24 protein-coding genes are annotated in these 26,454 nt (G+C 70.5%); 14 read left to right on the top strand and 10 right to left on the bottom strand.

Features of this window, described 5'->3' with window-relative positions; translation table 11 throughout:
• Positions 1 to 21 precede the first annotated feature (21 nt).
• The 6 genes from atpD (at position 22) to CSIV_RS04660 (ending at position 5,874) form a co-directional block, all read left to right on the top strand.
• On the top strand, positions 22 to 1,470 hold the full coding sequence (gene atpD / locus CSIV_RS04685; RefSeq protein WP_076490916.1) for a F0F1 ATP synthase subunit beta: 1,449 nt from the start codon (positions 22 to 24) through the stop codon (positions 1,468 to 1,470).
• A 1-nt stretch (position 1,471) separates the two neighbouring features.
• Entirely contained in the window at positions 1,472 to 1,729 is a 258-nt protein-coding gene (locus tag CSIV_RS04680) for a F0F1 ATP synthase subunit epsilon (protein ID WP_077050252.1), read from the top strand.
• Positions 1,730 to 1,798: 69 nt separating this feature from the next.
• A complete protein-coding gene (yaaA, locus tag CSIV_RS04675) occupies positions 1,799 to 2,548 on the top strand; it encodes a peroxide stress protein YaaA (protein ID WP_077050251.1) in 750 nt (249 codons plus the stop codon).
• Between the two features lie 120 nt (positions 2,549 to 2,668).
• A complete protein-coding gene (locus tag CSIV_RS04670) occupies positions 2,669 to 3,355 on the top strand; it encodes a DUF5684 domain-containing protein (RefSeq protein ID WP_077050250.1) in 687 nt (228 codons plus the stop codon).
• Between the two features lie 167 nt (positions 3,356 to 3,522).
• Entirely contained in the window at positions 3,523 to 4,296 is a 774-nt protein-coding gene (locus CSIV_RS04665) for a PP2C family protein-serine/threonine phosphatase (RefSeq protein ID WP_077050249.1), read from the top strand.
• A 45-nt stretch (positions 4,297 to 4,341) separates the two neighbouring features.
• The gene (locus CSIV_RS04660; RefSeq protein WP_077050248.1) at positions 4,342 to 5,874 is read left to right on the top strand and encodes an APC family permease; all 1,533 of its coding nucleotides are present in this window, start codon (positions 4,342 to 4,344) and stop codon (positions 5,872 to 5,874) included.
• Between the two features lie 86 nt (positions 5,875 to 5,960).
• On the opposite strand, the gene CSIV_RS04655 is transcribed toward CSIV_RS04660, so the two are convergent.
• The gene (locus tag CSIV_RS04655) at positions 5,961 to 6,944 is read right to left on the bottom strand and encodes an asparaginase (RefSeq protein WP_077050247.1); all 984 of its coding nucleotides are present in this window, start codon (positions 6,942 to 6,944) and stop codon (positions 5,961 to 5,963) included.
• Between the two features lie 55 nt (positions 6,945 to 6,999).
• Here CSIV_RS04655 and CSIV_RS04650 point away from each other — a divergent pair, with 55 nt between their 5' ends.
• Together CSIV_RS04650 and CSIV_RS04645 are read left to right on the top strand one after the other, a co-directional pair.
• Positions 7,000 to 7,470, top strand: a complete 471-nt coding sequence (locus CSIV_RS04650) for an OsmC family protein (protein ID WP_077050246.1) — start codon at positions 7,000 to 7,002, stop codon at positions 7,468 to 7,470.
• 26 nt (positions 7,471 to 7,496) lie between these two features.
• Positions 7,497 to 7,976, top strand: coding sequence for a hypothetical protein (locus CSIV_RS04645; RefSeq protein WP_077050245.1), 480 nt, complete (start codon positions 7,497 to 7,499; stop codon positions 7,974 to 7,976).
• Between the two features lie 86 nt (positions 7,977 to 8,062).
• Here the strand turns inward: CSIV_RS04645 and glpK are convergent, their stop codons facing one another.
• The 3 genes from glpK to CSIV_RS04630 all read right to left on the bottom strand — a co-directional run bounded on the left by glpK (position 8,063) and on the right by CSIV_RS04630 (position 12,260).
• Positions 8,063 to 9,574, bottom strand: coding sequence for a glycerol kinase GlpK (gene glpK / locus CSIV_RS04640; RefSeq protein WP_077050244.1), 1,512 nt, complete (start codon positions 9,572 to 9,574; stop codon positions 8,063 to 8,065).
• A gap of 91 nt (positions 9,575 to 9,665) precedes the next feature.
• Entirely contained in the window at positions 9,666 to 10,421 is a 756-nt protein-coding gene (locus CSIV_RS04635) for an MIP/aquaporin family protein (RefSeq protein WP_077050621.1), read from the bottom strand.
• 120 nt (positions 10,422 to 10,541) lie between these two features.
• Positions 10,542 to 12,260 (bottom strand): glycerol-3-phosphate dehydrogenase/oxidase, encoded by a 1,719-nt coding sequence (locus CSIV_RS04630; protein ID WP_077050243.1) that lies wholly within the window; start codon positions 12,258 to 12,260, stop codon positions 10,542 to 10,544.
• A gap of 110 nt (positions 12,261 to 12,370) precedes the next feature.
• Between CSIV_RS04630 and CSIV_RS04625 the strand changes: the two genes are divergently transcribed.
• Positions 12,371 to 13,336: a sugar-binding transcriptional regulator gene (locus CSIV_RS04625; RefSeq protein ID WP_077050242.1), complete on the top strand. Its 966-nt coding sequence runs from the start codon at positions 12,371 to 12,373 to the stop codon at positions 13,334 to 13,336.
• Between the two features lie 15 nt (positions 13,337 to 13,351).
• Here CSIV_RS04625 and dhaM read toward each other — a convergent pair whose 3' ends face one another.
• The 4 genes from dhaM to CSIV_RS04605 all read right to left on the bottom strand — a co-directional run bounded on the left by dhaM (position 13,352) and on the right by CSIV_RS04605 (position 16,490).
• On the bottom strand, positions 13,352 to 14,077 hold the full coding sequence (dhaM, locus tag CSIV_RS04620; RefSeq protein ID WP_077050241.1) for a dihydroxyacetone kinase phosphoryl donor subunit DhaM: 726 nt from the start codon (positions 14,075 to 14,077) through the stop codon (positions 13,352 to 13,354).
• Positions 14,074 to 14,709 carry a dihydroxyacetone kinase subunit DhaL gene (dhaL, locus tag CSIV_RS04615; protein ID WP_077050620.1) on the bottom strand — a complete coding sequence of 212 codons (636 nt, stop codon included), beginning with the start codon at positions 14,707 to 14,709 and terminating at the stop codon, positions 14,074 to 14,076. The genes dhaM and dhaL overlap by 4 nt, the downstream gene beginning before the upstream one ends.
• Positions 14,706 to 15,701 (bottom strand): dihydroxyacetone kinase subunit DhaK, encoded by a 996-nt coding sequence (gene dhaK, locus CSIV_RS04610; protein ID WP_077050619.1) that lies wholly within the window; start codon positions 15,699 to 15,701, stop codon positions 14,706 to 14,708. The genes dhaL and dhaK overlap by 4 nt, the downstream gene beginning before the upstream one ends.
• 87 nt (positions 15,702 to 15,788) lie before the next feature.
• Complete coding sequence (locus CSIV_RS04605) at positions 15,789 to 16,490, bottom strand: lysophospholipid acyltransferase family protein (RefSeq protein WP_238592343.1); 702 nt, start codon at positions 16,488 to 16,490, stop codon at positions 15,789 to 15,791.
• A gap of 158 nt (positions 16,491 to 16,648) precedes the next feature.
• Between CSIV_RS04605 and CSIV_RS04600 the strand changes: the two genes are divergently transcribed.
• Together CSIV_RS04600 and dxr are read left to right on the top strand one after the other, a co-directional pair.
• The gene (locus CSIV_RS04600; protein WP_077050239.1) at positions 16,649 to 17,614 is read left to right on the top strand and encodes an FKBP-type peptidyl-prolyl cis-trans isomerase; all 966 of its coding nucleotides are present in this window, start codon (positions 16,649 to 16,651) and stop codon (positions 17,612 to 17,614) included.
• A 9-nt stretch (positions 17,615 to 17,623) separates the two neighbouring features.
• Positions 17,624 to 18,706, top strand: coding sequence for a 1-deoxy-D-xylulose-5-phosphate reductoisomerase (dxr, locus tag CSIV_RS04595; protein ID WP_077050238.1), 1,083 nt, complete (start codon positions 17,624 to 17,626; stop codon positions 18,704 to 18,706).
• A 61-nt stretch (positions 18,707 to 18,767) separates the two neighbouring features.
• Here the strand turns inward: dxr and CSIV_RS04590 are convergent, their stop codons facing one another.
• Positions 18,768 to 20,426: a Mur ligase family protein gene (locus CSIV_RS04590; RefSeq protein ID WP_077050237.1), complete on the bottom strand. Its 1,659-nt coding sequence runs from the start codon at positions 20,424 to 20,426 to the stop codon at positions 18,768 to 18,770.
• 87 nt (positions 20,427 to 20,513) lie between these two features.
• On the opposite strand from CSIV_RS04590, the gene CSIV_RS04585 reads away from it, so the two are divergent.
• Positions 20,514 to 21,830: a M50 family metallopeptidase gene (locus tag CSIV_RS04585; protein WP_077050236.1), complete on the top strand. Its 1,317-nt coding sequence runs from the start codon at positions 20,514 to 20,516 to the stop codon at positions 21,828 to 21,830.
• Between the two features lie 16 nt (positions 21,831 to 21,846).
• On the opposite strand, the gene CSIV_RS04580 is transcribed toward CSIV_RS04585, so the two are convergent.
• Positions 21,847 to 23,832 carry an anthranilate synthase family protein gene (locus tag CSIV_RS04580; RefSeq protein ID WP_077050235.1) on the bottom strand — a complete coding sequence of 662 codons (1,986 nt, stop codon included), beginning with the start codon at positions 23,830 to 23,832 and terminating at the stop codon, positions 21,847 to 21,849.
• 204 nt (positions 23,833 to 24,036) lie between these two features.
• Here CSIV_RS04580 and ispG point away from each other — a divergent pair, with 204 nt between their 5' ends.
• A complete protein-coding gene (gene ispG / locus CSIV_RS04575; RefSeq protein ID WP_175627553.1) occupies positions 24,037 to 25,188 on the top strand; it encodes a flavodoxin-dependent (E)-4-hydroxy-3-methylbut-2-enyl-diphosphate synthase in 1,152 nt (383 codons plus the stop codon).
• Positions 25,189 to 25,254: 66 nt separating this feature from the next.
• Entirely contained in the window at positions 25,255 to 26,448 is a 1,194-nt protein-coding gene (locus tag CSIV_RS04570; protein ID WP_077050233.1) for a benzoate/H(+) symporter BenE family transporter, read from the top strand.
• Positions 26,449 to 26,454 lie beyond the last annotated feature (6 nt).

The following is a 26,454-nucleotide window of genomic DNA, read 5'->3' as shown; positions in this document are numbered from 1 at the left end:
TTCCCAAGGAGAGAAGAAGCCATGAGCCTCACCGCCGAGAAGACCGACGCAGCCGTCGTCGGCCGCGTCGCGCGTGTCACCGGGCCCGTCGTCGACATCGAGTTCCCGCACGACGCGATCCCCGAGATCTACAACGCGCTCAAGACCACCATCACCATCGGGGACGACTCGACCGAGATCACCCTCGAGGTCGCTCAGCACCTCGGTGACGACCTCGTCCGCGCCATCTCCCTGAAGCCGACCGACGGCATGGTCCGCGGCCAGGAGGTGCGCGACACCGGCGGCCCCATCTCGGTGCCGGTCGGCGACGTCACCAAGGGCAAGGTCTTCGACGTCACCGGAGAGGTGCTCAACGCGGCTCCCGGCGAGACGATCGAGGTCACCGAGCGCTGGGGCATCCACCGCAAGGCGCCGAGCTTCGACCAGCTCGAGTCCAAGACCGAGATGTTCGAGACCGGCATCAAGTCGATCGACCTCCTGACCCCCTACGTGCAGGGTGGAAAGATCGGCCTCTTCGGTGGTGCGGGCGTCGGCAAGACCGTCCTCATCCAGGAGATGATCCAGCGCGTGGCGCAGGACCACGGCGGTGTGTCGGTGTTCGCCGGAGTCGGCGAGCGCACCCGTGAGGGCAACGACCTCATCGGCGAGATGGAAGAGGCCGGTGTCTTCGACAAGACCGCCCTCGTGTTCGGCCAGATGGACGAGCCGCCGGGGACGCGTCTGCGCGTGGCGCTGTCGGCCCTGACGATGGCGGAGTACTTCCGCGACGTCCAGAAGCAGGACGTGCTGCTCTTCATCGACAACATCTTCCGCTTCACGCAGGCCGGCTCCGAGGTCTCCACGCTGCTGGGCCGCATGCCCTCGGCCGTGGGTTACCAGCCGAACCTGGCCGACGAGATGGGTGTGCTCCAGGAGCGCATCACCTCGACGCGCGGTCACTCGATCACCTCGCTGCAGGCGATCTACGTCCCCGCCGACGACTACACCGACCCGGCTCCCGCGACCACGTTCGCGCACCTGGACGCCACGACCGAGCTCTCCCGTGAGATCGCGTCGAAGGGCCTGTACCCGGCCATCGACCCGCTGACCTCGACGAGCCGCATCCTCGACCCGCGTTACATCGGCGCCGACCACTACCGTGTGGCCACGTCGGTCAAGCAGATCCTCCAGAAGAACAAGGAACTGCAGGAGATCATCGCGATCCTCGGTGTCGACGAGCTCTCCGAGGAAGACAAGATCGTCGTGTCGCGTGCACGTCGCATCCAGCAGTTCCTCTCGCAGAACACCTACATGGCCAAGAAGTTCACCGGTGTCGAGGGCTCCACGGTCCCGATCAAGGAGACCATCGAGTCCTTCGACGCGATCGTCAAGGGCGACTTCGACCACGTCGCGGAGCAGGCGTTCTTCAACGTCGGCGGCATCTCCGACGTCGAGGCCAAGTGGGCGCAGATCCAGAAGGAGAACGGCTGACATGCCGCTGCGCGTGAACCTCGTCTCGGCCGACGCCGAGGTCTGGGCCGGGGAGGCGTCGCTGGTCGTCGCCAAGACGGTCGAAGGCGAGATCGGCTTCATGCAGGGTCACGAACCCGTGCTCGCGATCCTCGCCCAGGGCGAGGTCCGCATCACGGGCGTCGACGGTACCAAGGTCCTCGCGAACGCGGAGGACGGGTTCCTGTCGATGGCGGGCGATGAGCTGACGATCGTCGCCGGTCACGCTTCGTTGGTCTGACACTCTTCTCCTCGACGCGCGTCGTCCGGTTCGCCGGGCGGCGCGCGTCGTTCGTTCCTCCGAGGTCGCATGTTCGTTCTCCTGCCCCCTTCCGAGACCAAACGTCCCGGCGGCGACGGCCCGCCGATCGATCTGGGCGCGCTCGCGCTGCCCTCGCTCCGCCCGCTCCGGGAGCAGGTCGTCGACGGGTTGATCGCCCTGAGCGCCGACGAGGACGCATCCGCCCGCGTCCTGAAGCTCAGCGCGCGCCGTCTGCACGAGATCGCCGACAACGCGGCCTTGCGTTCCGCCGCAACCCTCCCCGCGGTGGACCGCTACACCGGGGTGCTCTTCGACGCTCTCGATGCCGGGACCCTCGACGCGTCCGCCCGCGCGTGGCTGGGCTCCCATGTCCTGATCCATTCGGCGCCGTTCGGCCCGGTGGGCGCGCTCGACGGCATCCCGGTCTACCGGCTCGCGGCCTCGACGTCGTTGCCCGGCCTGCCGTCCCCGCGACGGATCTGGGCGGATGCCGTCACGACGGCGATGGGGCGGGCCCGACCGGATTTCGTCGTCGACCTGAGGTCCGAGGCGTACGCCGCGTTGGGGCCGGTCCCCGCGGACGTGGACGGCGTCTACGTCCGGGTGGTGTCGGAGTCGTCCGACGGAACCGTGCGCGCGCTCAACCACTTCAACAAGAAGGCCAAGGGGCATCTCGCCCGCGCCCTCGCGAGCACGCACGCGCAGATCGGCTCGCGCGGAGCCCTCGTCGGGTGGGCCCGGTCGCAGGGGATCGTGATGCGCGATCGCGGGGTCGGCGAGGTCGAGCTGCTGGTCTGAGATCCACGGGTCAAGGTACTGTCAGCCAACACTCAGCTTCGCTAGCATGACGTACGCGGGAGACACCCGTCGCTGATACGAGCGCCAGCTCGCATCCGGCCCGAGAGGAACTTCGTCACCATGATCCATCTGGCTTACAACGATTACGGCGCCAGCGATGCCGCGTCGGCCGCCGCCTTCCTGATCCTTGCCCTGTTCGGTTTCCTGTTCGCCATCGTCGGCTACCTCATCAGCGCGTTCCTGCTGTCGAAGGTCTTCGAGAAGGCGGGCGTGCAGGGCAAGTGGCGCGCCTGGGTGCCGGTCTACAACTACCTGGTGCTGGCCAAGCTCGGCGACCTCTCGCCGTGGGTGATCCTCGCCCTCGTGGTCGCCTCGGTCATCCCGATCCTCCAGTACCTGTCCGGTCTGGCTCTGTTCGTCGCGCTGATCATGGTCGCCTACCGGGTCAACGCCAAGTTCGGTCGCGAGTGGCCGATCCTCCTGCTGTTCATCCTCGGCCCGCTCGGACAGTGGATCTGGCTCGGCATCCTGGCGTTCGGCAGCAACCCGTGGAACCCGAACATCCAGCCCTCGCCGTGGGCGAACTCGTTCCTCGCGGACAAGACGGTGTGGAACGGTGTCCCCGTGCAGCCCGGTCAGCCGGTGCCGGCAGCTCCTGCCGCCGGCCCCGGCGCTCCCGCGGGCTACGCGCCGCCGGCCCAGCCCTACGCGCCGCCGCAGGCGCCGCCCGCTGCGGGCACGACGCCGCCCCCGCCGGCACCCCCGGCCGGTCCGACGCCCCCGCCCCCGGCGGGCCCGCAGGTCTGACACGCACACGATGACGAGCTCCCCGCGTCCGTCGCGGGGAGCTCGTCATCGTTTCCCCCGGGAACGCCGCGCCCGTGGCATCCGTGGGCACCGTCCGGCGGTCGACTAGGATGACAGGGCCGCGCGGTTCCGCCGGCGGAGATGTCGGCCAACCGGAGGATCTTTTCGTGCCCGAGGTGACCACGCACACGCGCACCGTTCCCCTGACGGGCGGCGCACTCGATCTCTCCTGGGCGGCGACCACCGACACCGGCAAGCGCCGTGAGGTGAATCAGGATGCGCTGCTCGCCGAGTTCCCCCTGTTCGTCGTCGCCGACGGCATGGGCGGCCACCTCGGCGGTGAGATCGCCAGCGCCAGCACCGTCGACCGCCTCCGCGCCGTCGTCGAGAGCGGCATCGTGTCGCCGAAGAACATCGAGAAGGCGCTTTCCCGCGCCGTGAAGGACATCGTCGCCCACCCCGAGACCACCGACGAGGGAACGGGGACGACCCTCACGGGCCTCTACCTCGAGGCCGGGGGAGACGAGCCCCACTGGGTGACATTGAACATCGGAGACTCGCGCGTCTACCTGCTGCGCGACGACGACATCGTGCAGATCACCACCGACCACTCCGTCGTGCAGGAGCTCATCGCCGCGGGCCGTCTGAGCCCCGAGGAAGCCGAGAACCACCCGTACGGCAACGTGATCACGCGTGCCGTCGGCCCGAGCGACAGCGTGAAACCCGACTACCTCCGACTCGAGGTGCTCGACGGCGACCGCTTCGTCATCTGCTCGGACGGTCTGACGAAGGAACTCACCGACTTCGGCATCCGTCACTTCCTCGAGGCCAACCCCGACCCCGCCGACGCGGTCGAGGCCATGATGGCGGCGGCGCTCGAGAACGGCGGCCGCGACAACATCACCATCGTCGTGCTCGACGTGGCCCGACGCGCCGCCTGAGCGCGGTGCTTGACCCGGGGGCCTGCTGACTCCTACGTTCAGCAGATGACCACCGCACCCGAACGGACGGCCGGCAAGGGCCTCGCCGCGGGTACTCTCGGCCTCTGGGGATCGACCGTCATCGGTCTCGCCTCCACCGCGCCGGTGTACTCGCTCGTCGCCACCCTGGGCTTCGTCGTCCTCGCTGTGGGAGCCTCGGCCCCCATCGCCTTCATCATCGCCTTCATCCCGATGCTGTTCATCGCCTTCGCGTATCGCGAGCTGAACAACGACGTCCCCGACTGCGGCACGACCTTCACGTGGGGGACCAAGGCATTCGGTCCGTGGGTCGGCTGGATGGGCGGATGGGGCGTCGCCGTGGCCGGCATGGTCGTGCTGGCGAACCTCGCGCAGATCGCCGGCATCTACCTCTGGACCCTCATCGGCGACGGCTCGCTCGCCGAGAACGTCCCGCTGGTGACCGCGACCGGTGTCGCATTCATCGCCGCCATGACCTGGGTGAGCTACCGCGGCGTGGAGATCGGCGAGCGCATCCAGAACATCCTTTTGGGCGTGCAGTACCTCGTGCTGGCGCTGTTCGTCATCGTCGCGCTGTGGAAGTTCTTCGACGGAACGGCCCCGAACCCGACGCCGTTCGACCTGGCCTGGTTCAATCCGCTCGGCTTCACCGACTGGAGCGGGTTCACCGAGGCCGTGCTGCTGGCGCTGTTCATCTACTGGGGGTGGGACACGTGTCTCGCCCTCAACGAGGAGACCAAGGACCCCAAGCGCATCCCGGGACGCGCGGCCCTGCTGACCACCGTCATCCTGCTCGGCACCTACGTCGCGGTCACGGTCGCGGCGATGATGTACGCGGGCGTGGGTGAGGACGGGACGGGACTGGCCAACGTCGACAACGCCGACGACGTGTTCCTCGCGCTCAAGGACGGTCTCTTCGGCCCCTTCGGATGGATCCTCATCGTGGCCGTGCTGATCTCGGCCGTGTCGTCGACGCAGACCACGATCCTCCCGACCGCTCGCGGCACGCTGGCGATGGCGGCCTACAAGGCGCTTCCGAAGCGATTCAGCACGGTGCACCCGCGCTTCCAGACGCCGTCGTTCTCGACGCTCGTCATGGGGATCGTCGCGAGCGTCTACTACGTCGGCATGACCCTCATCAGCGACAACATCCTGCAGGACTCGATCCTGTCGCTCGGGCTGGCGATCGCGTTCTACTACGCGATCACCGGCTATGCCTGCGTCTGGTACTTCCGCCGCGACCTGTTCACCTCGGCCAAGAACCTTTTCTACCGCGGCATCCTGCCCCTGCTGGGCGCGCTCATGCTCACGTACGCGTTCGTGCAGTCCGCGATCGACATGTGGGACCCCGAGTACGGCAACACGGTACTGTTCGGGATCGGCGGGACGTTCGTGCTGGGAATCGGCTCGCTCGCGATCGGCGTCGTGCTGATGGTGCTCTGGTACGCCTTCCCGCGGTCGAAGCCGTTCTTCCGAGGGGAGAGCCTGAACCGCGAGACCGAGGTGCTCGTGCCCGAGGAGCCGATCGCCTACCCGCGGTCGGTCGACGGCGGCATCTGATCCACGTCGCGCCGGTCGCCTCCTCGGGGGGCGCCCGGCGCGGCCGCGCGTGCGACCAGGTCGCCGTCCGTCAGCGCGGTTCCGCGTCAGACTGCGGCGCGGATCGCTCCGACCGGCTGACCCCCGCCGAGGACGCCGAGCGGCAGCGCCGCGAGCGTGTCGGCGACCGCGGAGGCTTCCAGTGCGCCCGCGCGCTCGAGAAGCCGCAGGGCCACGGCGTGCCCCGCCCGGTTCGACCCGTCGAGCATCTTCAGCGCGACGGTGGTGCCGTCCTGCGCCGTCATGACCTGCACGCCCTCGGCGCCCATCTTGGCGAAGACGCCGAGTCGCTCAATCGCCACGGTGTCGGCCCGGCCCGGCCCGTCGATCGTCCAGGGGTTCTCCCGGACCGCGCGCACCAGGGCGCCGGCGCTGCGGTGCAGCGCAAACGGTGACCGCTCCGAGGAGGTTGCGATGCGCTGGATGGCACGGGCGAGTCCGGTGAGGGTCATGGCGTAGACGGGTGCGCCGCACCCGTCGATCGCGGTCGTGGTCAGGCGCTCGCCGACCAGACGCTCGATGACCTCGCGGATGTGGACCTGCAGCGGGTGCTGCGGGTCGAGGTAGTCCGCCGTGGACCAGCCGTTGGTGACGCACGTCAGCAGCATGGCCGCGTGCTTGCCGGAGCAGTTCATGCGCAGCGGCGACGGCACCCCGTGGTCGCGCACCAGTTCGTCGCGGGTCTGCGGGTCGCTCGGCCAGGCCGCGGGGCAGCCCAGGTCGTCCTCGGTGAGGCCGGCCGACTGCAGGATGCCGCGGGCCACCTCGACATGGCGGTCCGTGCCGCAGTGGCTCGCCATCGACAGCGCGAGGCGTTCTCCGCTCAGTTCCGCACCCGCGGACAGGCACGCGAGGGCCTGCAGGGGCTTCATGCTCGAGCGGGGGAGGAACAGGGCCGAGGGGTCGCCCAGAGCGAGATGCTCCGACCCGTCGGGGGAGAGCACCACGGCGACGCCGTGGTGGCGCGACTCGATGAATCCGTTGCGCTCGACGACGGCGAGTTCGACGGCATCCGGGGCTGTGAGAGGCATCCGTCCATCGTATCCGGCGGCTCCGGACGACACGGGAGGGGGCAGGATGGACACCATGATCGGAGAGCACCAGTACCGCCTGCACGCCACGTGGACCGGCGACCGGGGGAGCGGCACGAGCGGATACCGGGACTACGACCGCTCGGTCTCGCTCGAGGTCGACGGCAAGCCGCTGCTGGAGGCGTCCGCGGACAAGCCGTTCCGCGGCGACCCGGCGAAGTGGAACCCGGAAGAGCTGCTCCTGGGCGCCCTCAGCGAGTGCCACCTCCTGTCGTACCTGCATGCCTGCGTGACCACGGGAGTGGTGGTGGTCTCCTACAGCGACGACGCGACCGGGACGATGGTGGAGGACGGCAAGGGCGGAGGAGCGTTCACCGACGTCCTGCTGCGTCCCCGCGTCGTCGTCGCCGACGAGTCGATGGTCGCCGCCGCGGTCGCAGCCCACCGGCAGGCGCGCGAGTGGTGTTTCATCGCCAACTCGGTGAACTTCCCGGTGCGTCACGAGCCGGTGGTCACCGCGGCCTGACGCTTCGCGCGTCGTACAGTGGGGCCATGCAGCTCGAACCCGCCCTGCGACGCCTCGACCGCCTCGCGGGCGGACGACAGGCCGACCATCGTGTCCCCGCGTCGGACGATCCGCGGGTCCGCCGCGCCTTCCGGGCGATCACGCTCCTCCTCGCCGCCGGATTCCTCCTGGGTGTGGCAACCGTCGTCGTCGCCGCGGTCATGACGATCGGCGGGGACGACGTCGGGTTCGCCGTGTGGATGCGGTGCCTCGTCGTGCTCGGCATCACGACGACCCTCTTCTACTTCCTCTGGCGGGCGCGGGCGGGCTGGTACTGGGCGTTCCGGCGCCTCCAGCTGTTCAGCCGGATCTTCCCGGTCGTCGCCCTCGTCCTGGCCGCGATCCCGGGCCTGTACCCGTTCTGGGTCGTCACCGAGCAGATCCTCTTCGCGATCCTCCTCATCGGCGTCTCGGACTACCTGCAGTCCGATGCCGTGCGAGCGGCGTTCCCCAAGCGCGGTCGGTGAGCCTCGGCATCCGGATGCCGGAACTCCCGGGAACGACGGAACCCCGCCGGCAGCGAGCCGACGGGGTTCCGTTGTGACGGGGGCGCTCAGCGCACGTCGTCGTCGACCCAGTCCATGGACTTGGTGACGGCCTTCTTCCACAGGCGCAGCTCGCGGTCGCGCTCGGCGGAGTCCATGTCGGGCTCCCAGCGCTTGTCCTCCTGCCAGTTGGCGCGGAGGTCGTCGAGGTTGTCCCAGAAGCCGACGGCCAGACCGGCCGCGTACGCGGCACCCAGCGCCGTCGTCTCGGCGACGACCGGGCGGACGACCGGCACACCGAGGATGTCGGCCTGGAACTGCATCAGGGCGTCGTTGGCGGTCATGCCGCCGTCGACCTTGAGCTCGGTCAGGTCGACACCGGAGTCGGCGTTGACCGCGTCGAGCACCTCGCGCGTCTGGAAGGCCGTGGCCTCGAGGGCGGCGCGGGCGATGTGCCCCTTGTTGACGTAGCGCGTCATCCCGACGATCGCGCCGCGGGCGTCCGGACGCCAGTACGGAGCGAACAGACCCGAGAACGCCGGCACGAAGTACACGCCGCCGTTGTCGTCGACCGAGCTCGCGAGCGCCTCGACCTCGGGAGCCGAGGAGATGATGCCGAGCTGGTCGCGCAGCCACTGGATCAGCGATCCGGTCACGGCGATCGACCCTTCGAGGGCGTAGCGCGCGGGCTGGTCGCCGAGCTTGTAGCCCAGCGTCGTCAGCAGGCCGTTCTCCGAGTGGACGATCTCCTCACCCGTCTGGAAGATCAGGAAGTTGCCCGTGCCGTAGGTGTTCTTGCTCTCACCCGGGTCGAAGGCGGCCTGACCGAACGTGGCGGCCTGCTGGTCGCCCAGGATGCCGGCGACGGGGGTCTCGCGCAGGAGCGAGGAGGACTCGACCTGCCCGTAGACCTCGGAGGAGGAGCGGATCTCGGGGAGCATCGACTTCGGGACGCCGAAGTCCGCGAGGATGTCGTCGCGCCACTGGAGCGTCTCGAGGTCCATGAACAGCGTGCGGCTGGCGTTGGTGACGTCGGTCGCGTGGACGCCGCCGTCGATGCCGCCGGTGAGGTTCCAGAGCACCCAGGTGTCGGTGGTGCCGAACAGCAGGTCGCCGGCCTCCGCCTTCTCGCGTGCGCCGTCGACGTTCTCGAGGATCCACACGATCTTGGTGCCCGAGAAGTAGGTCGCCAGCGGCAGGCCGACGATGCTCTTGTAGCGCTCGGTGTCGCCGTCGGCGAGACGGTCGACGATCGACTGGGTGCGCGTGTCCTGCCAGACGATCGCGTTGTACACCGGCTTTCCGGTGTTCTTGTCCCAGACCACCGCGGTCTCGCGCTGATTCGTGATTCCGACGGCGGCGATGTCGTGGCGGGTGATGTCGGCGCGGCTGAGGGCCAGACCGATCACTTCCTGCGTGTTGCGCCAGATCTCCAGCGGGTCGTGCTCGACCCACCCGGCCTTGGGGAAGATCTGCTCGTGCTCCTTCTGACCGACGGCGACGACGCCCCCGGACTTGTTGAAGATCATCGCGCGCGTCGAGGTCGTGCCCTGGTCGATGGCGAGGACGTAGTCGGCCATGGATGGACTCCTTTGTCAGTGGTGGGTTGAGGTGGAACGGAGGAGGGAAGGGGTGGGCACGGGGGCGCCGACAGGGCGCCCCCGTGGGAGGTCACTTGCTGAGGTGCAGCAGGACCGGGGAGAGGACACCGGCGAGGAGACCGCCGATGAGGGGGCCGACGACCGGCACCCACGAGTAGCCCCAGTCGCTCGAACCCTTGCCCTTGATGGGCAGGATCGCGTGCGCGATGCGAGGTCCGAGGTCACGGGCGGGGTTGATCGCGTAACCGGTCGGGCCACCGAGGGACGCGCCGATACCCACCACGAGCAGCGCCACCGGGACGGCGGCGAGCCCGCCGATGCCGCCGGGGACGCCGATGTCGGCGACGCCGTAGTCGGCGAATCCGAAGATCACGAAGACCAGGACGAAGGTCGCGATGATCTCGGTGACCAGGTTCCAGCCGTACGAACGGATGGCGGGACCGGTGGAGAACACGCCCAGCTTGGCGGCGGGGTCGGGCTCGTCGTCGAAGTGCTGCTTGTAGGAGGCCCAGGCCAGGACGGCACCGATGATGGCGCCGACCAGCTGCGCGGCGACCGCGACGAGGAACTGGACGAAGCCGATCTTGCCCGCGACGAGGAGCCCGATGGAGACGGCGGGGTTGAGCTGAGCGCCGGAGTACGCCGACACGATCACACCGGCGAACACGGCGAGACCCCAGCCCCAGTTGACCATCAGGAATCCACCGGCATTGCCCTTGGTCTTGGCCAGTGCCACGTTGGCCACCACGCCACAACCCAGCAGGATCAGCATGGCGGTGCCGACGACCTCCGAGAGGAAGTACAGCCCCAGATTCACTTCTTGCATGTCGTCATCGACCTTTCTGTTGTGCCCGGCCGCCATCGGCTCGGGCATGTAGCGGCTCGGTTGTTCTGAACCTACGACCGCCGTGCGGGCGCGCAACAGACGGCGCGCCCGCACGTTCTCTCAGATTCGCGCCACCCCGGCCTCGGCCAGATCGACGCGGTGCGCGGTCCGCAGCGCCTCGGTGGTCGTCGCGATCTCGTCGTCGACGCGGGCGGCATCCCATCCGAGCGGCCCGGCGACCGCTTCGGCGACCTCCCGCAGCGTGCGCTCGCTCATCCCGCCGACGAAGGCGAGGTGCGTGCGCCGCAGCAGCACGTCGATGAGGTGGACGACCTGCTCGTGCTCCGCGATCCAGACGAGTTCCTCGCGGTAGTAGCCGGGAGCGTGCTCGAGGGCGGCGGGCTCCGCCGGCAGGACGCCGAGGATCGCGTCGGCGCGCGTGCCGTAGCGCTCCAGCATGGCCTCCACGACCGCGGTCGAGTGCGCATTCGTGCGAGCCGACACCCAGCGGCGACGCTCCTCGGGAGTGGTCGGGAAGCCCTTGCCGCCGCCGATGGGCAGGCCCTGGGTGCTGACCCGGTGCGGACGGCGGAGGCTCTGCAGCGCCTTCATACTGAGGTGCTCGGCGAGGGCGCGGAACGTGGTCCACTTGCCGCCGACCAGGCTCATGGCCGGGATGCCGCCGATCTCGTCGTCGACGATGCGGTAGTCGCGCGAGACGAAGCCGGGGGCGGTGTCGTCGTGGCGGGGGAGCGGGCGGATGCCCGAGAAGGTGTAGACGATCTGCGAGCGGTCGACCGGCACGGTCGGGAAGACGTGTCCGATGAGGTCGAAGAAGTACTCGATCTCGTCGTCGGTGCACACCACCGGCTGGGAGGGGTCGGCGTCGATGTCGGTCGTTCCGACCAGGACGCGGTCCTTCAGCGGGTAGATCAGGACGATGCGGCCGTCGGAGTGCTCGAAGAAGATCTCGCGTCCACCGGTGGCGGCGAGGAGTTCCGAGTTGTCGAGCACGATGTGCGAGCCCTTGGTCCCCCCCATGAACTGCGTGGTGAGACCCAGTGCGCCGTTGGTCAGGTCGGTCCACGGGCCGGAGGTGTTGAGGATCACCTTGGCCTTGACGCTGAACTCCTCGCCGGAGACCTCGTCGCGCACCCGGACGCCGTTCTCGTCGGCACCGACGGCCGAGACGTAGTTGACGGCCTGCGTGCGACCGCCGCCGGCGACGATGCCGTCGTGCAGCACGTCGAGCGCGATGCGCTCGGGGTCGTGCATCGAGGCGTCGAAGTAGGTGGCGGTGTAGGCGAGGTCGGGGTTGAGCCGGGGCAGCTCCGCCAGCGACTTCTTCTTGCCGAGGAACCTGTGACGGGGAACCGAGCCGCCGTCGCGCGAGAAGGTGTCATACATGATCAGGCCGACCTTGATCAGCAGGGCACCGCGCTCGTTGGGCTTGCCGCGACCGTGGGTCACGAGGAGGCGGAACGGTGCCGAGAGGATGCCCGAGAACGTCTTGTAGATCGGGATCGTCGTCTCGAGCGGCTTGACGTAGTGGGGAGCGGTCTTGAGGAGGTCGTTGCGCTCGGTGACCGCTTCCTTCACGAGGCGGAACTCGCCGTTCTCGAGGTAGCGGATGCCGCCGTGGACCATGTGGCTCGAGGCCGAGGATGCGCCGGAGACGAAGTCGCCGCGCTCGACGAGGGCGACCTTCACGCCCTGCAGGGCGAGGTCGCGGAGGGTGGCGATGCCGTTGATTCCCCCTCCGATGATGAGGACGTCGAGGTCTTCGGCGTCACGGAGCGCCTGGACGTCGGCGCGGAGCGAAGAAGAGGGGGACGACATGTCGACTGCGACCTTTCGTTGTGGGTACCGAAGAAGAATGCGCGTCCGTGCACGTTGTTGCAAGCCCCTTGAACAAACGTGCAGAATGGGCAAGCGCAGAAAGGCCGGCCATGACGACGCAGACGGAAGAACGCTCGCGCGACGCGCTGCGCGCGGCGCAGCTGTACTACATGCAGGACCTCACGATGGATGCCATCGCCCATGAGATGCGCGTCTCGCGGTCCTCCGTCTCCCGACTCCTGCAGCACGCCCGGGACGTGGGGCTCGTCACGATCTCGATCAGCCCGCCCGACGATGCGCGCGGTCAGATGGCGCAGCGCATCGCCGATCGCTTCGGGATCACCGCCCACGTCGTGCCCACTCCGGCGCGCACCTCCGAGGCCGAGCGTCTCGAGCGCACCGCCCTGACCGCCGCGCGCATCCTCGCCGAGCGCATCGAATCCTCCATGACGATCGGCATCGCGTGGGGATCCACGCTCTCGGCCATCGCGCGGCACGTGCCGGCGAAGGACGTGCACGACACCCACATCGTGCAGATGAACGGGGCCGCGAACCTGCGCACCTCCGGCATCCCCTACGCGGGGGAGATCCTCTCCCGCCTGGGGGCGGCGTGGTCGTCGTCCGTGCACCAATTCCCGGTGCCGGCGCTGTTCGACGATCCCCGCACCAAGCAGGCCATGTGGAGGGAGCGGTCGGTTCGGTCGGTCCTGGAGATCCAGCAGCGCGTGGGCCTGTTCGTCTTCGGGCTCGGCTCCCCGCACGCCGAGGTCCCCTCGCACGTCTACAGCGGCGACTATTTCGACGAGCGCGACCGCGCGATCATCGAGCGGGAGGGCGTCGTCGGCGACTGCGCGACGGTGTTCTACCGTGTCGACGGCTCGTGGGACATCCCCGAACTCAACGCCCGGTCCAGCGGTCCCGACCTCGACACCGTGCGCCGCATCCCGCGCCGGTTCTGCGTGGTGTCCAGCCTGTCCAAGCTGACGGCGCTCCGCGGAGCGCTCGCGGCGGGACTGGTCACCGAGCTCGTCGTCGAAGAGGCCCTGGCCCGGCGCCTGCTCAGCGTCACCCGCTGAGGGACGCCGGGCGCGTCACACCTCGCCGAATCCGTCGTCGATCAGTGTTCGCAGCTCCTCGAGCGCCTCGGCCGCCTGGGCGCCGGTGGCGGTCACCCTCACCCGTGCGCCCTGGCGGACGCCGAGGGCCATCAGTGCGAGGAGGCTCCGTGCCGATACCGGGGGCGTCTCGCCACCGATCTCGGCGATCTGCACATCGGCGTCGAACCGGGAGGCGGCCTTCACGAACGTCGCGGCGGGGCGGGCGTGCAATCCGGAGGGATTGACGACCGTCGTCTCGAACGAGAGCTCGCCGCCCGACTGCGCGCTCTCGCGCTCCGGTACCGGAGCGGCCGCCTCCGTCGCGCCGAGGTGCACGCGCTTCGCCTCGGCCGCCCCCGCGACCTCGGCCGCCACCTGCGCGAGCGTCGCGCCGCCCGCGGCCGTGACGACCGCGCTGACCAGACCCTCCACGAACGGGGCGGGGCTCAGGATCACGCGATCCGGTGCCGTGGCGAACTCGAGCGCCATCTCCGCGCTCAGGAGGGCGGAGCCCAGATCCATCAGAACCAGGACGCCGTCGCCGGAATCCGCCGCATCCAGGGCCTCCGCGATCGCCGCGGCATCAGTTCCGAGATCGCCGTCCGGACCGCCGGCCGCCACCAGGACGGTGGGCGGGTCGCCTCCGCCCATCCGCAGCGCCAGATCCACGGCGGCCTCGGCCAGCGGACGACTGTGCGAGACCGCGACGATACCGATCACCCCCGTGCCGCCAGAGTGTCGCTCAGCGTCTGGAAGAGGAGCGCCGTGGATGCCGCTCCCGGGTCGACGTGCCCCGCGCTGCGCTCGCCGAGGTAGCTCGCGCGGCCCTTGCGTGCCACGAGGGGCTCGGTGGCGTCCCGGCCGCGCGCGGCCGCTTCCGCGGCGGCCGCAGCCGCGCCGGCGGCGTCCGCGCCGGCGGCGACGGCGTCGTCCCACGCGGTGACGGCGGGGAGCTGGGCATCGACCATCGTCTTGTCGCCGGGCTCGGCCTTGCCGCGGGCGACCACGCCCTCGGCGCCGGCCCGGAGAGCCGCGCCGAGGGAGGCGGCATCCGTCCCCTCCGCGAGAGCCGGCCCCATCCGCAGGAAGAACGTGCCGTACAACGGCCCGCTCGCTCCACCGACCGACGAGACCAGGGTCATGCCCACGGTCTTAAAGAGATCGGCGGCGGAAGCGGGCGAAGCCTCGAGCTTGGCCACCACGGCATCGAGGCCGCGGGCCATGTTCGATCCGTGGTCGGCGTCGCCGATGGCGGAGTCCAGAGCGGTGAGCTCGTCGCGGTGCTGCTGTACGGCGTCGCGGAACGCGCGGATCCAGGCGACGAGGTCGTCGGTCGAGACGGCCCCGCTCATGCGCCCCACCGGAGGCCGGGGGTGACCACCGGGGCGTCCCACAGGCGCAGGAACTCGTCGTCGGCCTTGACGACCGTCAGCGACGCGCCCGCCATGTCGAGGCTCGTGATGTAGTCGCCGACCAGGACGCGCTGGACGTCGACCCCGGCCTCCGCGAGCAGCGGGGCGATCTCGCCGTACAGGAGGTACTGCTCGATGAGCGGGGTGCCGCCCAGGCCCGACAGCAGCACGATCGCGGGCCCGACGGCCTCGCCGAAGTCGTGCACGATCGGGTCGACCATGAGCTTCGCGATCTCGTGCGCGGTGGCGAGCTTGACGCGGGTCCGGCCGGGTTCGCCGTGGATGCCGACGCCCACCTCCATCTCGTCCTCGGGCAGCTCGAAGGTCGGGTGGCCGACCGCGGGGACGGTGCAGCTGGTGAGCGCGACGCCCATCGAGCGTCCCGACTCGGACACGCGCCGGGCCAGTGCCGCGACCGCGTCGAGGTCGGCGCCCTCCTCGGCGAGCGCTCCGACGATCTTCTCCAGGATCACGGTCGTCCCGGTGCCGCGGCGACCCGCGGTCCACGTGGAGTCCTGCACCGCGACGTCGTCGGCGACCACGACCGACTCGACGCGTACGCCCTCGGCGGCGGCGAGTTCCGCGGCCATCTCGAAGTTCAGCACGTCGCCGGTGTAGTTCTTCACGATGTGGAGGACGCCGGCTCCGGAGTCGACGGCCTGCGTCGCCGCGAGCACCTGATCGGGCGTGGGCGAGGTGAACACCTCGCCGGCGGCCGCGGCGTCCAGCATCCCGCGGCCGACGAACCCGCCGTGGAGCGGTTCGTGCCCCGATCCGCCGCCCGAGACCAGGGCGACCTTGCCCTCACGCGTGGGCTCACCGCGCAGGATCACGCGGTTCTCGGTGTCGATGCGAAGCTCCGGATGAGCGGCGTGGATGCCGCGCAGGGCCTCCGCCAGCACGTCGGCCGGGTCGTTCACGAACTTCTTCACGGGTGCCTCCTCGTCGTGGCTGCGGCGGGTTCGGGCCCGCCCCTTCAGACCCTGCTCGCCGCGGGCCGCCACGTCAAGGGCGTCCGCTCAGATGCGCTCGTGCGGGAGGACCTGCTTGATCCTGTCGATCGGATTCTGCGCGGGGACCTCGTTGTAGGCGTTGGCCAGTTCCTGCTCGCTGAGGGCGTGGATGGCCGACATGATCTCGTCGGTCGCTCCGCGTCGTGCCCGGCCGGAGGAGGCCGCGCCATGGGGGGACAGGTCGAGCGCCTCGCCGAAGCGGACGGTGATCCGTTCCTTCGTGGAGGGGACCTTGGCTCCGACCGGCATGACCTTGTCGGTGCCGATCAGGCCGACGGGGACGACCGGGGCGCCGGTCTGCAGCGCGAGGAAAGCCACGCCCGTCCGGCCTTTGTAGAGGCGACCGTCGAGCGAGCGCGTGCCCTCGGGGTAGAGCGCCACCGCGCGCCCGTCCTCGAGCAGCGCACGCTGCTGGTCGAGGGCGTCGAGAGCAGCCTGTCCGGCGCCGCGCTCGACCGGGATCGCGCCGATGGCGGTGAAGAACTGACGCGATGCCCACTTCTCGAAGTACGCCGACTTCGCGAGGAAGTGCACGGGGCGCGGCGAGGCCACGGGGATCGCGATCGAGTCGATGAACGACAGGTGGTTGCTGGCGAAGATCACCGGGCCGGTCCGCGGGACGTTTTCCCGCCCCTCGACCCGGGGACGGTACACGGCCCGGGCGAGCGGGGCGATGAAGAAGCGCCCGAGCCCGTAGGCCGCGCCCATCTGCTTCGGTGGGACGGTGGGGGTGCCGCCCGGTTCGTCGGAACTCACTCGTCGAGGCTACTGCGCGCCGCATGCGTCCCCGTGCATGGGGCTCTCAGCGGCGCCAAAGCCGCATGGGGGATGATGGGTCGGTTCCCGTCGTCTCCGAGAGGTCTGCCGTGCGCATCCGCCCGATCGCTTCCCTGTCCGTCGCCGCTGCCGCGGTGCTCCTCCTGGCGGGGTGCACGGGTTCGTCCCCCGACAGCCCGACCCCGGATGCCAGTGGTTCCGCCGACGCGGGAACCTGCCAGAGCGCCCTGTCCCAGGGTGAGGTGTCGAGCGACGTCCAGGTGACGGGCGATTTCCAGGGCAAGGTCGCCGTCACGATCCCGGACGGGTACACGCCCGCAGGACTCGAGCGCACCACGCTCGTCGACGGTTCCGGCCAGCAGGTGCGCGCCGGGGACGTCCTGAAGGCCAACTTCACCCTCGTTGATGCCGCCACCGGTGAGGTGCAGCTGGAGACCCAGACCACGGCTCCCGAGGGGATGGACACCCTCATCTCCTCGCAGCAGATCTTCGGTGCGGCGCTCGAGTGCGCCACCATCGGTTCGCGCACGGTCTCGGCCTTCCCCGCCGGCGTGCTGGGCGAGGGATCGCCCGCCTTCCTTCTCGTCGCCGATGCGATCGAAGAGCTCCCGACCCGTGCCACCGGCACCGAGGTCGCGCCCGCCGAGGGCATGCCCACGGTGACGTTCGACGACACGGGCGCCCCGACCATCACGATGCCCGACGCCCCGGCACCGACCGAGACGCGCGTGGTCAACCTGCGCCAGGGCGACGGCGACGTGGTGAACTCCGGCGACCAGGTCATCGTCCAGTACACCGGCGCGCTGTACGACGACGGCACGGTCTTCGACTCCAGCTGGACCAGCGGCACGCCCGCGCAGTTCGCCACGACCGGCGTCGTGCCCGGTTTCCAGAAGGCGCTCGAGGGGCAGACCGTGGGCTCCCAGGTCCTGGTCGTGATGCCGGCATCCGACGGATACGGAGAATCCGGCCAGGGCAGCATCCCCGCCAATGCGCCGCTGGTGTTCGTCATCGACATCCTCGGCGTCCAGCACGCGGAGGCCGCCGCTCAGTAGGCTGAGCGGATGCGTCGCGTCGTCATCCTCGGCTCCACCGGTTCGATCGGCACCCAGGCCCTCGACGTCATCCGGGCCAACTCCGATCGATTCGAGGTCGTCGGCCTCGCCGCGGGCAGCGACCGCGCGGGCGTCGAGGCGCAGGCGGCGGAGTTCGGCGTCGACGCCGTCGCCCTCGGAGCCGTCGAGGCTGAACAGCTCGTCCGTGACATCGCGGCCGATGTGGTGCTCAACGGCATCACCGGATCGGTCGGTCTCGGGCCGACTCTCGCGGCGCTGGAAGAGGGGCGCACGCTCGCGCTGGCGAACAAGGAGTCGCTGATCGTCGGCGGCGACCTCGTCACGCGACTGGCCGCGCCAGGGCAGATCGTCCCCGTCGATTCGGAGCACTCCGCGATCGCTCAGGCGCTGCGCTCGGGGGAACCGGACGAGGTCCGGCGGCTGGTGCTCACGGCATCCGGTGGCCCTTTCCGCGGGCGCTCCCGCGACGAGTTGGCGGAGGTGACTCCGGCGCAGGCGCTCGCCCACCCGACGTGGGACATGGGGCGCGTCGTCACGACGAACTCCGCGACCCTGGTCAACAAGGGTCTCGAAGTCATCGAGGCGCACCTGCTGTTCGACGTGCCCTACGAGCGCATCGACGTCGTCGTCCACCCGCAGTCGATCGTCCACTCGATGGTGGAGTTCCTCGACGGGTCGACGATCGCGCAGGCCTCGCCCCCCGACATGCGCCTGCCCATCTCGCTCGGTCTGGACTGGCCGCACCGCATCGCGGGCGTCGGCGTCCCCCTCGACTGGACGACCGCGACGCAGTGGACGTTCGAGCCCCTCGACGAGAAGGCCTTCGGCTCGGTCGCCCTCGCCAAGCGCGTCGGGCGCGCGGGGCGCACGTACCCCGCGGTGTTCAACGCCGCGAACGAGCAGGCGGTGGACGCGTTCCACGAGGGGCGTCTGAGCTTCCTCGACATCGTCGAGGTCATCGAACGCGTGGTGGAGCGGCACGAAGCCCCCGACGCGCTGACGCGGGAATCCCTCGCCGAGGCGGAGGCGTGGGCGCGCCGAACGGCCGACGCGGTCATCGCCGCGCGCTGACGCGCGCGCGCCCGAAGTCAGCGGGGCCGGGGGCCGCGAGCGCGCGCGGCCGGGGTCGCGGTCAGGCGGGGAAGTCGACCGGGCGCTCGGGGTCGGACGACGGCGTGCGGTCGGTCGGGTACGGCACCGGCCACTGCGGATCGGGCACCGGCCAGCCGGCGGCGCGGAGTGCGCGGCGGGAGAGCTCGCGGGCCGAGTAGGGCGTCCGCACCCCGCGGATGTCGCGGTAGTCCTGGTGACCGGGGCCGGCCCACAGGATCGCGTCGCCCTCCCCGACGAGTGCGACGGCCTCGAGGATGGCGCGCTCGGGCGGGGTGAACTCGTGGATCTCGGCGTCGGGCTGCGCGCGGCGCGCCCCTTCGACGAGCACCTCCCGGATGGCATCCGGATTCTCGTGCCGGGGGTGATGGTCGGTGACGATCAGGATGTCGCTGCCCTCGACGGCCGTGCGGCCCATGTCGTGGCGCTTCGTCGCGTCGCGGTCGCCGTCGGCGCCGAAGAGCATCACGACGCGCCCGGGCGTGACGCGTCGCACCGCGGCGAGCGTCTTCTCGAACGCGTCGGGGGAGTGACCGAAGTCGACGTACACCGCGGGGCCCTCGGGTCCCGACACCAGCTGCGTGCGTCCGGGGAGGGATGCCGCGATCCGGCCGCCGTGGAGGGCTGCGGTCAGCGACTCCCACGTGTGACCGGCCTCGAGCAGCATGACGATCGCCAGGCCCGCGTTCGCCGCCATGTGGCGTCCGATCACCGGGACCACGGTCGTCAGCGAACGCCCGTCACGGTCACGGAGCGTGAACTCCGTGCCGTCCTGGCGCTCGTCGACGATCTCGACCGTCCAGTCCGCCTCGGCCGTCGGGTCGGCGGCGATCGCGGGCGTGACGATCGTGACGACGGGGATGTCGGCACGCGCCGCGATCTCGGCGCCCGCGGGGGAGTCGAGGCACACGACGCCCCGACGCGAGCGATCCGCGCGGAACAGCGGGAGCTTCGCCTCGAAGTACTCGCGCATGTCGGCGTAGTCGTCGAGGTGGTCGTGCGTGAGGTTCGTGAAGCCGGCGACGTCGAACAGGAGCCCGTCGACGCGGTGTCGCGTGAGGGCCTGCGCGCTCACCTCGACAGCGACCGCCTGGACCCCGCGCTCGCGCATGAGGGCCAGCAGCGCGTGGAACTCGGAGGCCTCGGGCGTCGTGAGGCGCGACACGATGACCTCGCCGGCGATGTGGCGCTCGGCCGTGGACGACAGTCCCGTGACGACCCCGAGCTGACCCAGGATGCCTTCCAGCAGATGCGACACGCTGGTCTTGCCGTTCGTGCCGGTCGTCGCCAGCAACTGCGGGAGCTCATCGTCGGGTCCGGTGCCGTACACCCACGCGGACAGGTCGCCGAGGAGCGCGCGGGGATCGGCGACCACGACGATCGGGACTCCCGCGTCCGCGGCGATCTCGGCGCCGGCCTCGTCGGTGATGACCGCGACGGCGCCACGCTCGGCCGCAGCGGCGGCGAACTCCGCACCGTGTCGGTTGACGCCGCGGATCGCGACGAACGCCTCTCCGGCGCGCAGATCCGCCGTGGCCAGGGTGATGCCCGTGAGGACGGTGCCCTCGACGTCGCCGACGCTGCGCTCGCCGAAACGGCGGGCCAGCTCCGACAGGTCGCGGCGCGGCGGGTGCTCCGGCCGGAGGACGGGCGGGAGATGGGAGGGCGTGTCGATCGGCATCCCCTCCATTGTCTCATCCGACCCCGCACAGGCCCCGCATCGGCGGCGCACGGGAGGTTCCAAGGGCCGTGGCGGTATCGTCGGCGGGTGACCGCGATCGCCTTCCTCATCGGCGTGCTCGTGCTCGTGATCGGCCTGGCCGTCTCGATCGCCCTGCACGAGATCGGGCACCTACTGCCCGCGAAGCTGTTCGGCGTGCGCGTCGGCCAGTACATGATCGGATTCGGCCCCACGCTGTGGTCGCGCCGTATCGGCGAGACCGAGTACGGATTCAAGCTTCTTCCGCTCGGCGGATTCATCTCGATGTCGGGCATGTACCCGCCCGCCCCCGACGGCGATGCGCAGCCCACGCGTCGCTCGCGGCTGTTCGCGACGATGATCCAGGACGTGCGCGACGCCAACGCCGAGACGATGATCGCGGGCACCGACCGCGTCTTCTACAAGCTGCCGGTCTGGAAGCGCATCGTCATCATGCTCGGCGGGCCGGTGATGAACCTGATCCTCGCCTTCGTGCTGTCGGCCATCGCCGTGAGCGCCATCGGCGTGACACAGGGAACGACGACGGTCGCCTCCGTCTCGCAGTGCGTCATCCCCGCGAGCGACAACCGCACCGACTGCGCCTCGACCGACCCGGTCGCCCCGGCGGCGGCCGCCGGCATCCTTCCCGGTGACGTCATCGTCTCGGTCGACGGCACCCCGGTCTCGACGTTCGACGAGATGGCCGCGATCATCCAGCGTTCGCCGGGTCAGGCGCTGCCCGTCGTCATCGAACGGGACGGTGCGCAGCAGACGGTGACGGTCACTCCGGCGACGTCGAACCGGGCCGTGACGGATGCCACCGGGCGTCCCGTCCTGGATGCCGCCGGGTCGCCCGAGTATCAGACGGTCGGCTTCGCGGGCCTCAGCCCGCAGTCCGCCCTCGTGCCGCAGCCCATCTGGTACGGCCCCGAGGCGACGATCCAGCAGGTCGGCCAGGTGGCGCAGATCATGACCCAGCTGCCCGTGCGCGTCTACGACACCGCGGTCGACCTGTTCACCGGCCAGCCGCGCGACCCGAACGGTCCGCTGAGCGTCGTGGGCGCCGGTCGCCTCGCCGGCGAGTTCGCCGCGGTCGACGCCCCGATCCTCGCCCGCGTGCAGGCGATCGTCTCCCTTCTCGCGTCGCTGAACATCGCGCTGTTCGTGTTCAACCTGATCCCGCTCCTGCCGTTGGACGGCGGACACGTCGTCGTCGCGCTGTGGGACGGACTGAAGCGCTGGTTCGCCCGCGTGCGAGGCAAGGTCGCGCGACCGGTGGATGCCACCAAGCTCGTGCCCGTGACCTTCGTCGTGGTCATCCTGCTCGTCGGGATGGGCGGCATCCTGTTCCTCGCGGACGTCTTCAACCCGATCCAGCTCTTCTGAGGCGGGACTCCCGGCGTCAGAGGGCGGCGGCGATGAGACGCTCGAGGGTGCGCATGCCGTCGCGCGACAGGATCGACTCCAGGTGGCCCTGGACGCTGGAGAAGCGCTCGCCGCGCAGGGCGTAGACGTCGCCGGTGACCGGATCCGCCGCGACCTCGACCGGAATGTCGCGGTCGCCCGCGGGCAGGATGGACACCGCGTCGGTCGGCTCGGCGACGGCCGTGACCGACCCGAACGTGATCCCGCGCTCGGTCGTTCCGGGGGCGACCCGCGCCGTGAACGTGTTGTAGAACCCGATCGACGCGTCCTCGCCGAACACGTCGACGCTCTTCTGCAGACCCTGGTGCGGCTGCGCGAGGGGCGCGAGATCGATGCCCAGCTGGTCGGCGAGGATCTGGTGGCTCAAGCACACCGCGAGCAGGGGAGCGCGACGGAAGAGCCGGCGGGAGACGACGTGGTGCATCGCGGAGATGCGGTCGCTCGCGTCATCCCGAGGGTCGCCCGGACCGGGGCCGGCGACCACGAGGTCGGCCCCGTCCACCTCGGCATCCGTCACTTCCGACCAGTGCACGATCCGGGCGTCGAGCCCGAGGTGGCGCAGCTGGTGGGCGAGCATCGTGGTGAAGCGGTCCTCGGCATCCACCACCAGCGCCGTGAGCCCGGCGAAGGGACCCGAACCGTCGGGGTCCTGCGGGTTCATCCAGAACGGAGCGAGCCGGTCGTTGCGGGATGCCAGCAGCTCCGCGATCGCGGGATCCTCGGCGAGCGGGCGGCGCGGGGCGACCGGCGCGTCGGGATCGGCGTCGGGGTCGGCCGCGGGGGCCGCGTCGCGCGGGATCGCGCCGATCGCGCCCAGCACGCCGGCGGCCTTCCCGTGCGTCTCGCCGACCTCGCCGTACGGGTCGGAGTGGCGCACGAGCGTGGCGCCGACCGGTACGCGCAGGCGACCGTCGACGAGGTAGGCGGTGCGGATGAGAATCGGGGCGTCGAGGTCGTGCGTCGGGCCCTCGGCGGCGCCGTTCGGGGTGAAGAGGGCGGCGACGCCGGAGTAGTAGCCGCGCGGCGTCGTCTCGTGCCGAGCGATCACCGTGCACGCGTTCTGCATCGGCGAGCCGGTGACGGTGGGAGCGAACATCGTCTCGCGCAGGATGTCGCGCGGGTCGAGAGTGCTCCGGCCCCGCAGCATGTACTCGGTGTGCGTCAGGCGCGACATCTCTTTCAGATGGGGTCCGGTGATGCGACCGCCGTCGCTGCACACGGCGCTCATCATCTTCAGCTCCTCGTCGACGACCATGAAGAGCTCCTCGGTCTCCTTGGTCGAACGCAGGAACTCCGCGAGCGTCTCGGCCGTCGCGCCGCCCTGCGGGTGGCGGAACGTGCCGGAGATGGGGTTCATCGTCACGATGCCGTCGCGGGCGCTGACGTGCGCCTCGGGGCTCGCCCCCACGGCGACGTGGCCCGGCGTCACGACCGCGAACGTCCAGTAGGCGCCCTTCTCGTGCTCGAGCAGCGCGCGGAACCACGTCAGGGCGGCCTCGCGCGGATCGGCGTCGACCCCGGCGACGAAATCGCGACGGATGACGAAGTTCGCCCCCTCGCCGCGCCCGATCTCGTCGGCGATCACCCGGCGGACGATGTCGGCGTACGCTTCGTCGTCGATGTCGAACCCGGCCCCCTCCAGGGCGACCGGGGTGGCGGGCAGGGATGCCAAAACCTCGGCGCGGGGGAGCGGCATCCGCTCGTCGATCACGAGGCAGCGCAGCGGTGCGCCGTCGTCGTGACAGACGAGGCCGCGCTCGCGCACCTGCCGGAAGGGGACGAGCGCGAGCACCTCGCGCGGGACGCCGTCGACGTCGACGAGCGGGATGTCGGCCAGCAGCTCGACATCGACGACGGTGCCGGTGAGCAGCTCGACGGTCGCGTCGTCGCGGGCGATGAGCGCGAACGGCGCACTGCCGGTGAGGAGGTCGTGGATCAAGGAGGAGGGGTCGGGCCCGGTCATCGAAGTACTTCCGTCAGTGATCGAAGGTCCGGAGCGGCCGCCGGAAACACGAAGACCGCCCCGATCCCGAGGGAGGGCGGTCTGTCGCACGCGTGCTCACCGCCTAGACGGTGGGCCACCAGCCGGTATACGCGCGCATGGCGCCGAATTTATCACAGAGCGGCCCTCAGCCCCCGCCCGGGTGCGGCGGCGTAGGCTGTGGGCGTGCCTGCAGTGAACATCGGGATGCCCCGCGTGCCGGAGGTCCTCGCGCCTCGTCGCAAGACCCGTCAGATCAAGGTCGGCAAGGTCCTCGTCGGCGGTGACGCTCCCGTCAGCGTCCAGTCGATGACGACGACGCCGACCACGAACATCAACGCCACGCTGCAGCAGATCGCCGAGTTGACGGCATCCGGCTGCGAGATCGTCCGTGTGGCGGTGCCGTCGCAGGACGACGCCGATGTGCTGCACATCATCGCGAAGAAGAGCCAGATCCCGGTCATCGCCGACATCCACTTCCAGCCGAAGTACGTCTTCCAGGCGATCGACGCCGGGTGCGGCGCGGTGCGCGTGAACCCGGGGAACATCCGCAAGTTCGACGACCAGGTCGGCGCGATCGCCAAGGCCGCCAAGGATGCCGGCGTGTCGCTGCGCATCGGCGTGAACGCCGGGTCGCTCGACCGCCGCCTGCTCGAGAAGTACGGCAAGGCCACCCCCGAGGCGCTCGTGGAGAGCGCGGTGTGGGAGGCGTCGCTGTTCGAGGAGCACGACTTCCACGACTTCAAGATCTCGGTCAAGCACAACGACCCCATCGTGATGGTGAAGGCGTACCGCCTGCTCGCCGAGCGGGGCGACTGGCCCCTGCACCTCGGTGTGACCGAGGCGGGGCCGGCGTTCCAGGGCACCATCAAGAGCGCGACGGCGTTCGGCATCCTGCTCTCCGAGGGCATCGGCGACACCATCCGCGTCTCGCTGTCGGCGCCCCCGGCCGAAGAGGTCAAGGTGGGTCACCAGATCCTGCAGTCGCTGAACCTCCGCGAGCGCAAGCTCGAGATCGTCTCGTGCCCATCGTGCGGTCGCGCGCAGGTCGACGTGTACTCCCTCGCCGACAACGTCACCGAGGGCCTCAAGGACATGACCGTCCCGCTCCGCGTCGCCGTCATGGGCTGCGTGGTGAACGGTCCGGGCGAGGCCCGCGAGGCCGACCTGGGCGTCGCGTCCGGCAACGGCAAGGGGCAGATCTTCGTCAAGGGCCAGGTCATCAAGACCGTGCCCGAGGCCGACATCGTCCAGACGCTCATCGAAGAGGCCAACCGCCTCGCCGACGAAATGGGCCCCGACGCAGCCCCCGGCACCGCACAGGTCATCACGGCCTGACGAGTCCACCCGTGCGGCCGTGGCCCGCACGCGGGTTCTGCGGAACCCGGTAGCGTCGGAGGCCGTATGACCGCCTCCCTCGCTTCCGACGCGCCCGCGTCCCGCCCGCTCATCGCGGGTGTCGTGACGGCCCTCGTCGGGTTCACCAGCACGTTCGCGGTCGTCCTGACGGGCCTCCGCGGCGTCGGCGCGACGGCCGACCAGGCCGCCAGCGGCCTCCTGGCCCTGTGCGTCATGGTGGGTCTCGGATGCCTCTTCGTCGGTGCGCGGTACCGGATGCCGATCACGATCGCGTGGTCGACCCCCGGGGTCGCTCTTCTCGCGGCCACCGGTGCGGTGGACGGCGGGTGGCCGGCCGTCGTCGGTGGATTCCTCGTCTCGGCGGCCCTGATCCTGCTCGCCGGCTTCTTCCCGCCGCTCGGCGCCCTCATCGCCCGCATCCCGCCGTCGATCGCGCAGGCGATGCTCGCGGGCGTGCTGCTGCCGCTGTGCGTGGCCCCCTTCACCGGGCTGCTCTCGGATCCGTGGGGCGTGGCCCCCGTGCTCGTGGTCTGGCTCGTCGCCGCGCGGCTGCTGCCGCGCTGGGCCGTGCCGCTGGCGTTCGTCGCCGCCACGGTCGTGATCGTGGTGGGCATCGTGCAATCGGGCGCGCGGGTGGATGCCACGACTCTCGTGCCCCGCGTCGAGTTCGTCGCGCCCACCCTGACGCTCGGCTCCGTGGTCGGCATCGGTCTGCCCCTGTTCGTGGTGACCATGGCGTCGCAGAACGTTCCGGGAGTCGCCGTGATGCGGAGCCTCGGGTACACGGTGCCGTGGCGTCCGGCCATGATCGTCACGGGCCTCGGGTCGGCACTCGGAGCGACCGCCGGGGCGCACGCGATCAACCTCGGCGCGATCAGCGCCGCGATCGCGGCCGGCCCCGACTCGCACCCCGACCCGCGGCGCCGCTGGCTCGCGAGCATCTCCGCGGGCGGGTCCTACCTCGTGCTCGCGGCTCTCTCATCGGCCTTCGCCGCGCTCGTGCTGCTCGCCCCCGCGGGCGTGATCCCCGCGGTCGCGGGCGTCGCGCTCTTCGCCGCGTTCGGCTCGGCGATCCAGCAGGCGATCGACGACCCGGGCGAGCGGATGCCGGCCGTGGTGACGTTCCTCGTCGCGGCCTCGGGCGTCGCGGTGGCCGGGGTCAGCGCGGCCTTCTGGGCGTTGCTGGCCGGGCTGCTGGTGCGCACGGTGCTGCACGCGGGACGGCGACGGGCCGTCTGAGCCGCG

This window comes from Microbacterium sp. CSI-V (genome assembly GCF_001984105.1).
Taxonomy (GTDB): Bacteria; Actinomycetota; Actinomycetes; order Actinomycetales; family Microbacteriaceae; genus Microbacterium.
The sequence above is the reverse complement of the archived record's forward strand: the minus strand, read 5'-3'. Positions and strand labels throughout refer to the sequence as shown.

Coding starts and splice junctions, on each gene's coding strand:
- atpD (WP_076490916.1), top strand. CDS start 22: ATGAGCCTCACCGCCGAGAAGACCGACGCAGCCGTCGTCGGCCGCGTC.
- CSIV_RS04680 (WP_077050252.1), top strand. CDS start 1,472: ATGCCGCTGCGCGTGAACCTCGTCTCGGCCGACGCCGAGGTCTGGGCC.
- yaaA (WP_077050251.1), top strand. CDS start 1,799: ATGTTCGTTCTCCTGCCCCCTTCCGAGACCAAACGTCCCGGCGGCGAC.
- CSIV_RS04670 (WP_077050250.1), top strand. CDS start 2,669: ATGATCCATCTGGCTTACAACGATTACGGCGCCAGCGATGCCGCGTCG.
- CSIV_RS04660 (WP_077050248.1), top strand. CDS start 4,342: ATGACCACCGCACCCGAACGGACGGCCGGCAAGGGCCTCGCCGCGGGT.
- CSIV_RS04655 (WP_077050247.1), bottom strand. CDS start 6,944: ATGCCTCTCACAGCCCCGGATGCCGTCGAACTCGCCGTCGTCGAGCGC.
- CSIV_RS04650 (WP_077050246.1), top strand. CDS start 7,000: ATGATCGGAGAGCACCAGTACCGCCTGCACGCCACGTGGACCGGCGAC.
- CSIV_RS04645 (WP_077050245.1), top strand. CDS start 7,497: ATGCAGCTCGAACCCGCCCTGCGACGCCTCGACCGCCTCGCGGGCGGA.
- glpK (WP_077050244.1), bottom strand. CDS start 9,574: ATGGCCGACTACGTCCTCGCCATCGACCAGGGCACGACCTCGACGCGC.
- CSIV_RS04635 (WP_077050621.1), bottom strand. CDS start 10,421: ATGCAAGAAGTGAATCTGGGGCTGTACTTCCTCTCGGAGGTCGTCGGC.
- CSIV_RS04630 (WP_077050243.1), bottom strand. CDS start 12,260: ATGTCGTCCCCCTCTTCTTCGCTCCGCGCCGACGTCCAGGCGCTCCGT.
- CSIV_RS04625 (WP_077050242.1), top strand. CDS start 12,371: ATGACGACGCAGACGGAAGAACGCTCGCGCGACGCGCTGCGCGCGGCG.
- dhaL (WP_077050620.1), bottom strand. CDS start 14,709: ATGAGCGGGGCCGTCTCGACCGACGACCTCGTCGCCTGGATCCGCGCG.
- CSIV_RS04605 (WP_238592343.1), bottom strand. CDS start 16,490: ATGGGCGCGGCCTACGGGCTCGGGCGCTTCTTCATCGCCCCGCTCGCC.
- dxr (WP_077050238.1), top strand. CDS start 17,624: ATGCGTCGCGTCGTCATCCTCGGCTCCACCGGTTCGATCGGCACCCAG.
- CSIV_RS04590 (WP_077050237.1), bottom strand. CDS start 20,426: ATGCCGATCGACACGCCCTCCCATCTCCCGCCCGTCCTCCGGCCGGAG.
- CSIV_RS04580 (WP_077050235.1), bottom strand. CDS start 23,832: ATGACCGGGCCCGACCCCTCCTCCTTGATCCACGACCTCCTCACCGGC.
- CSIV_RS04570 (WP_077050233.1), top strand. CDS start 25,255: ATGACCGCCTCCCTCGCTTCCGACGCGCCCGCGTCCCGCCCGCTCATC.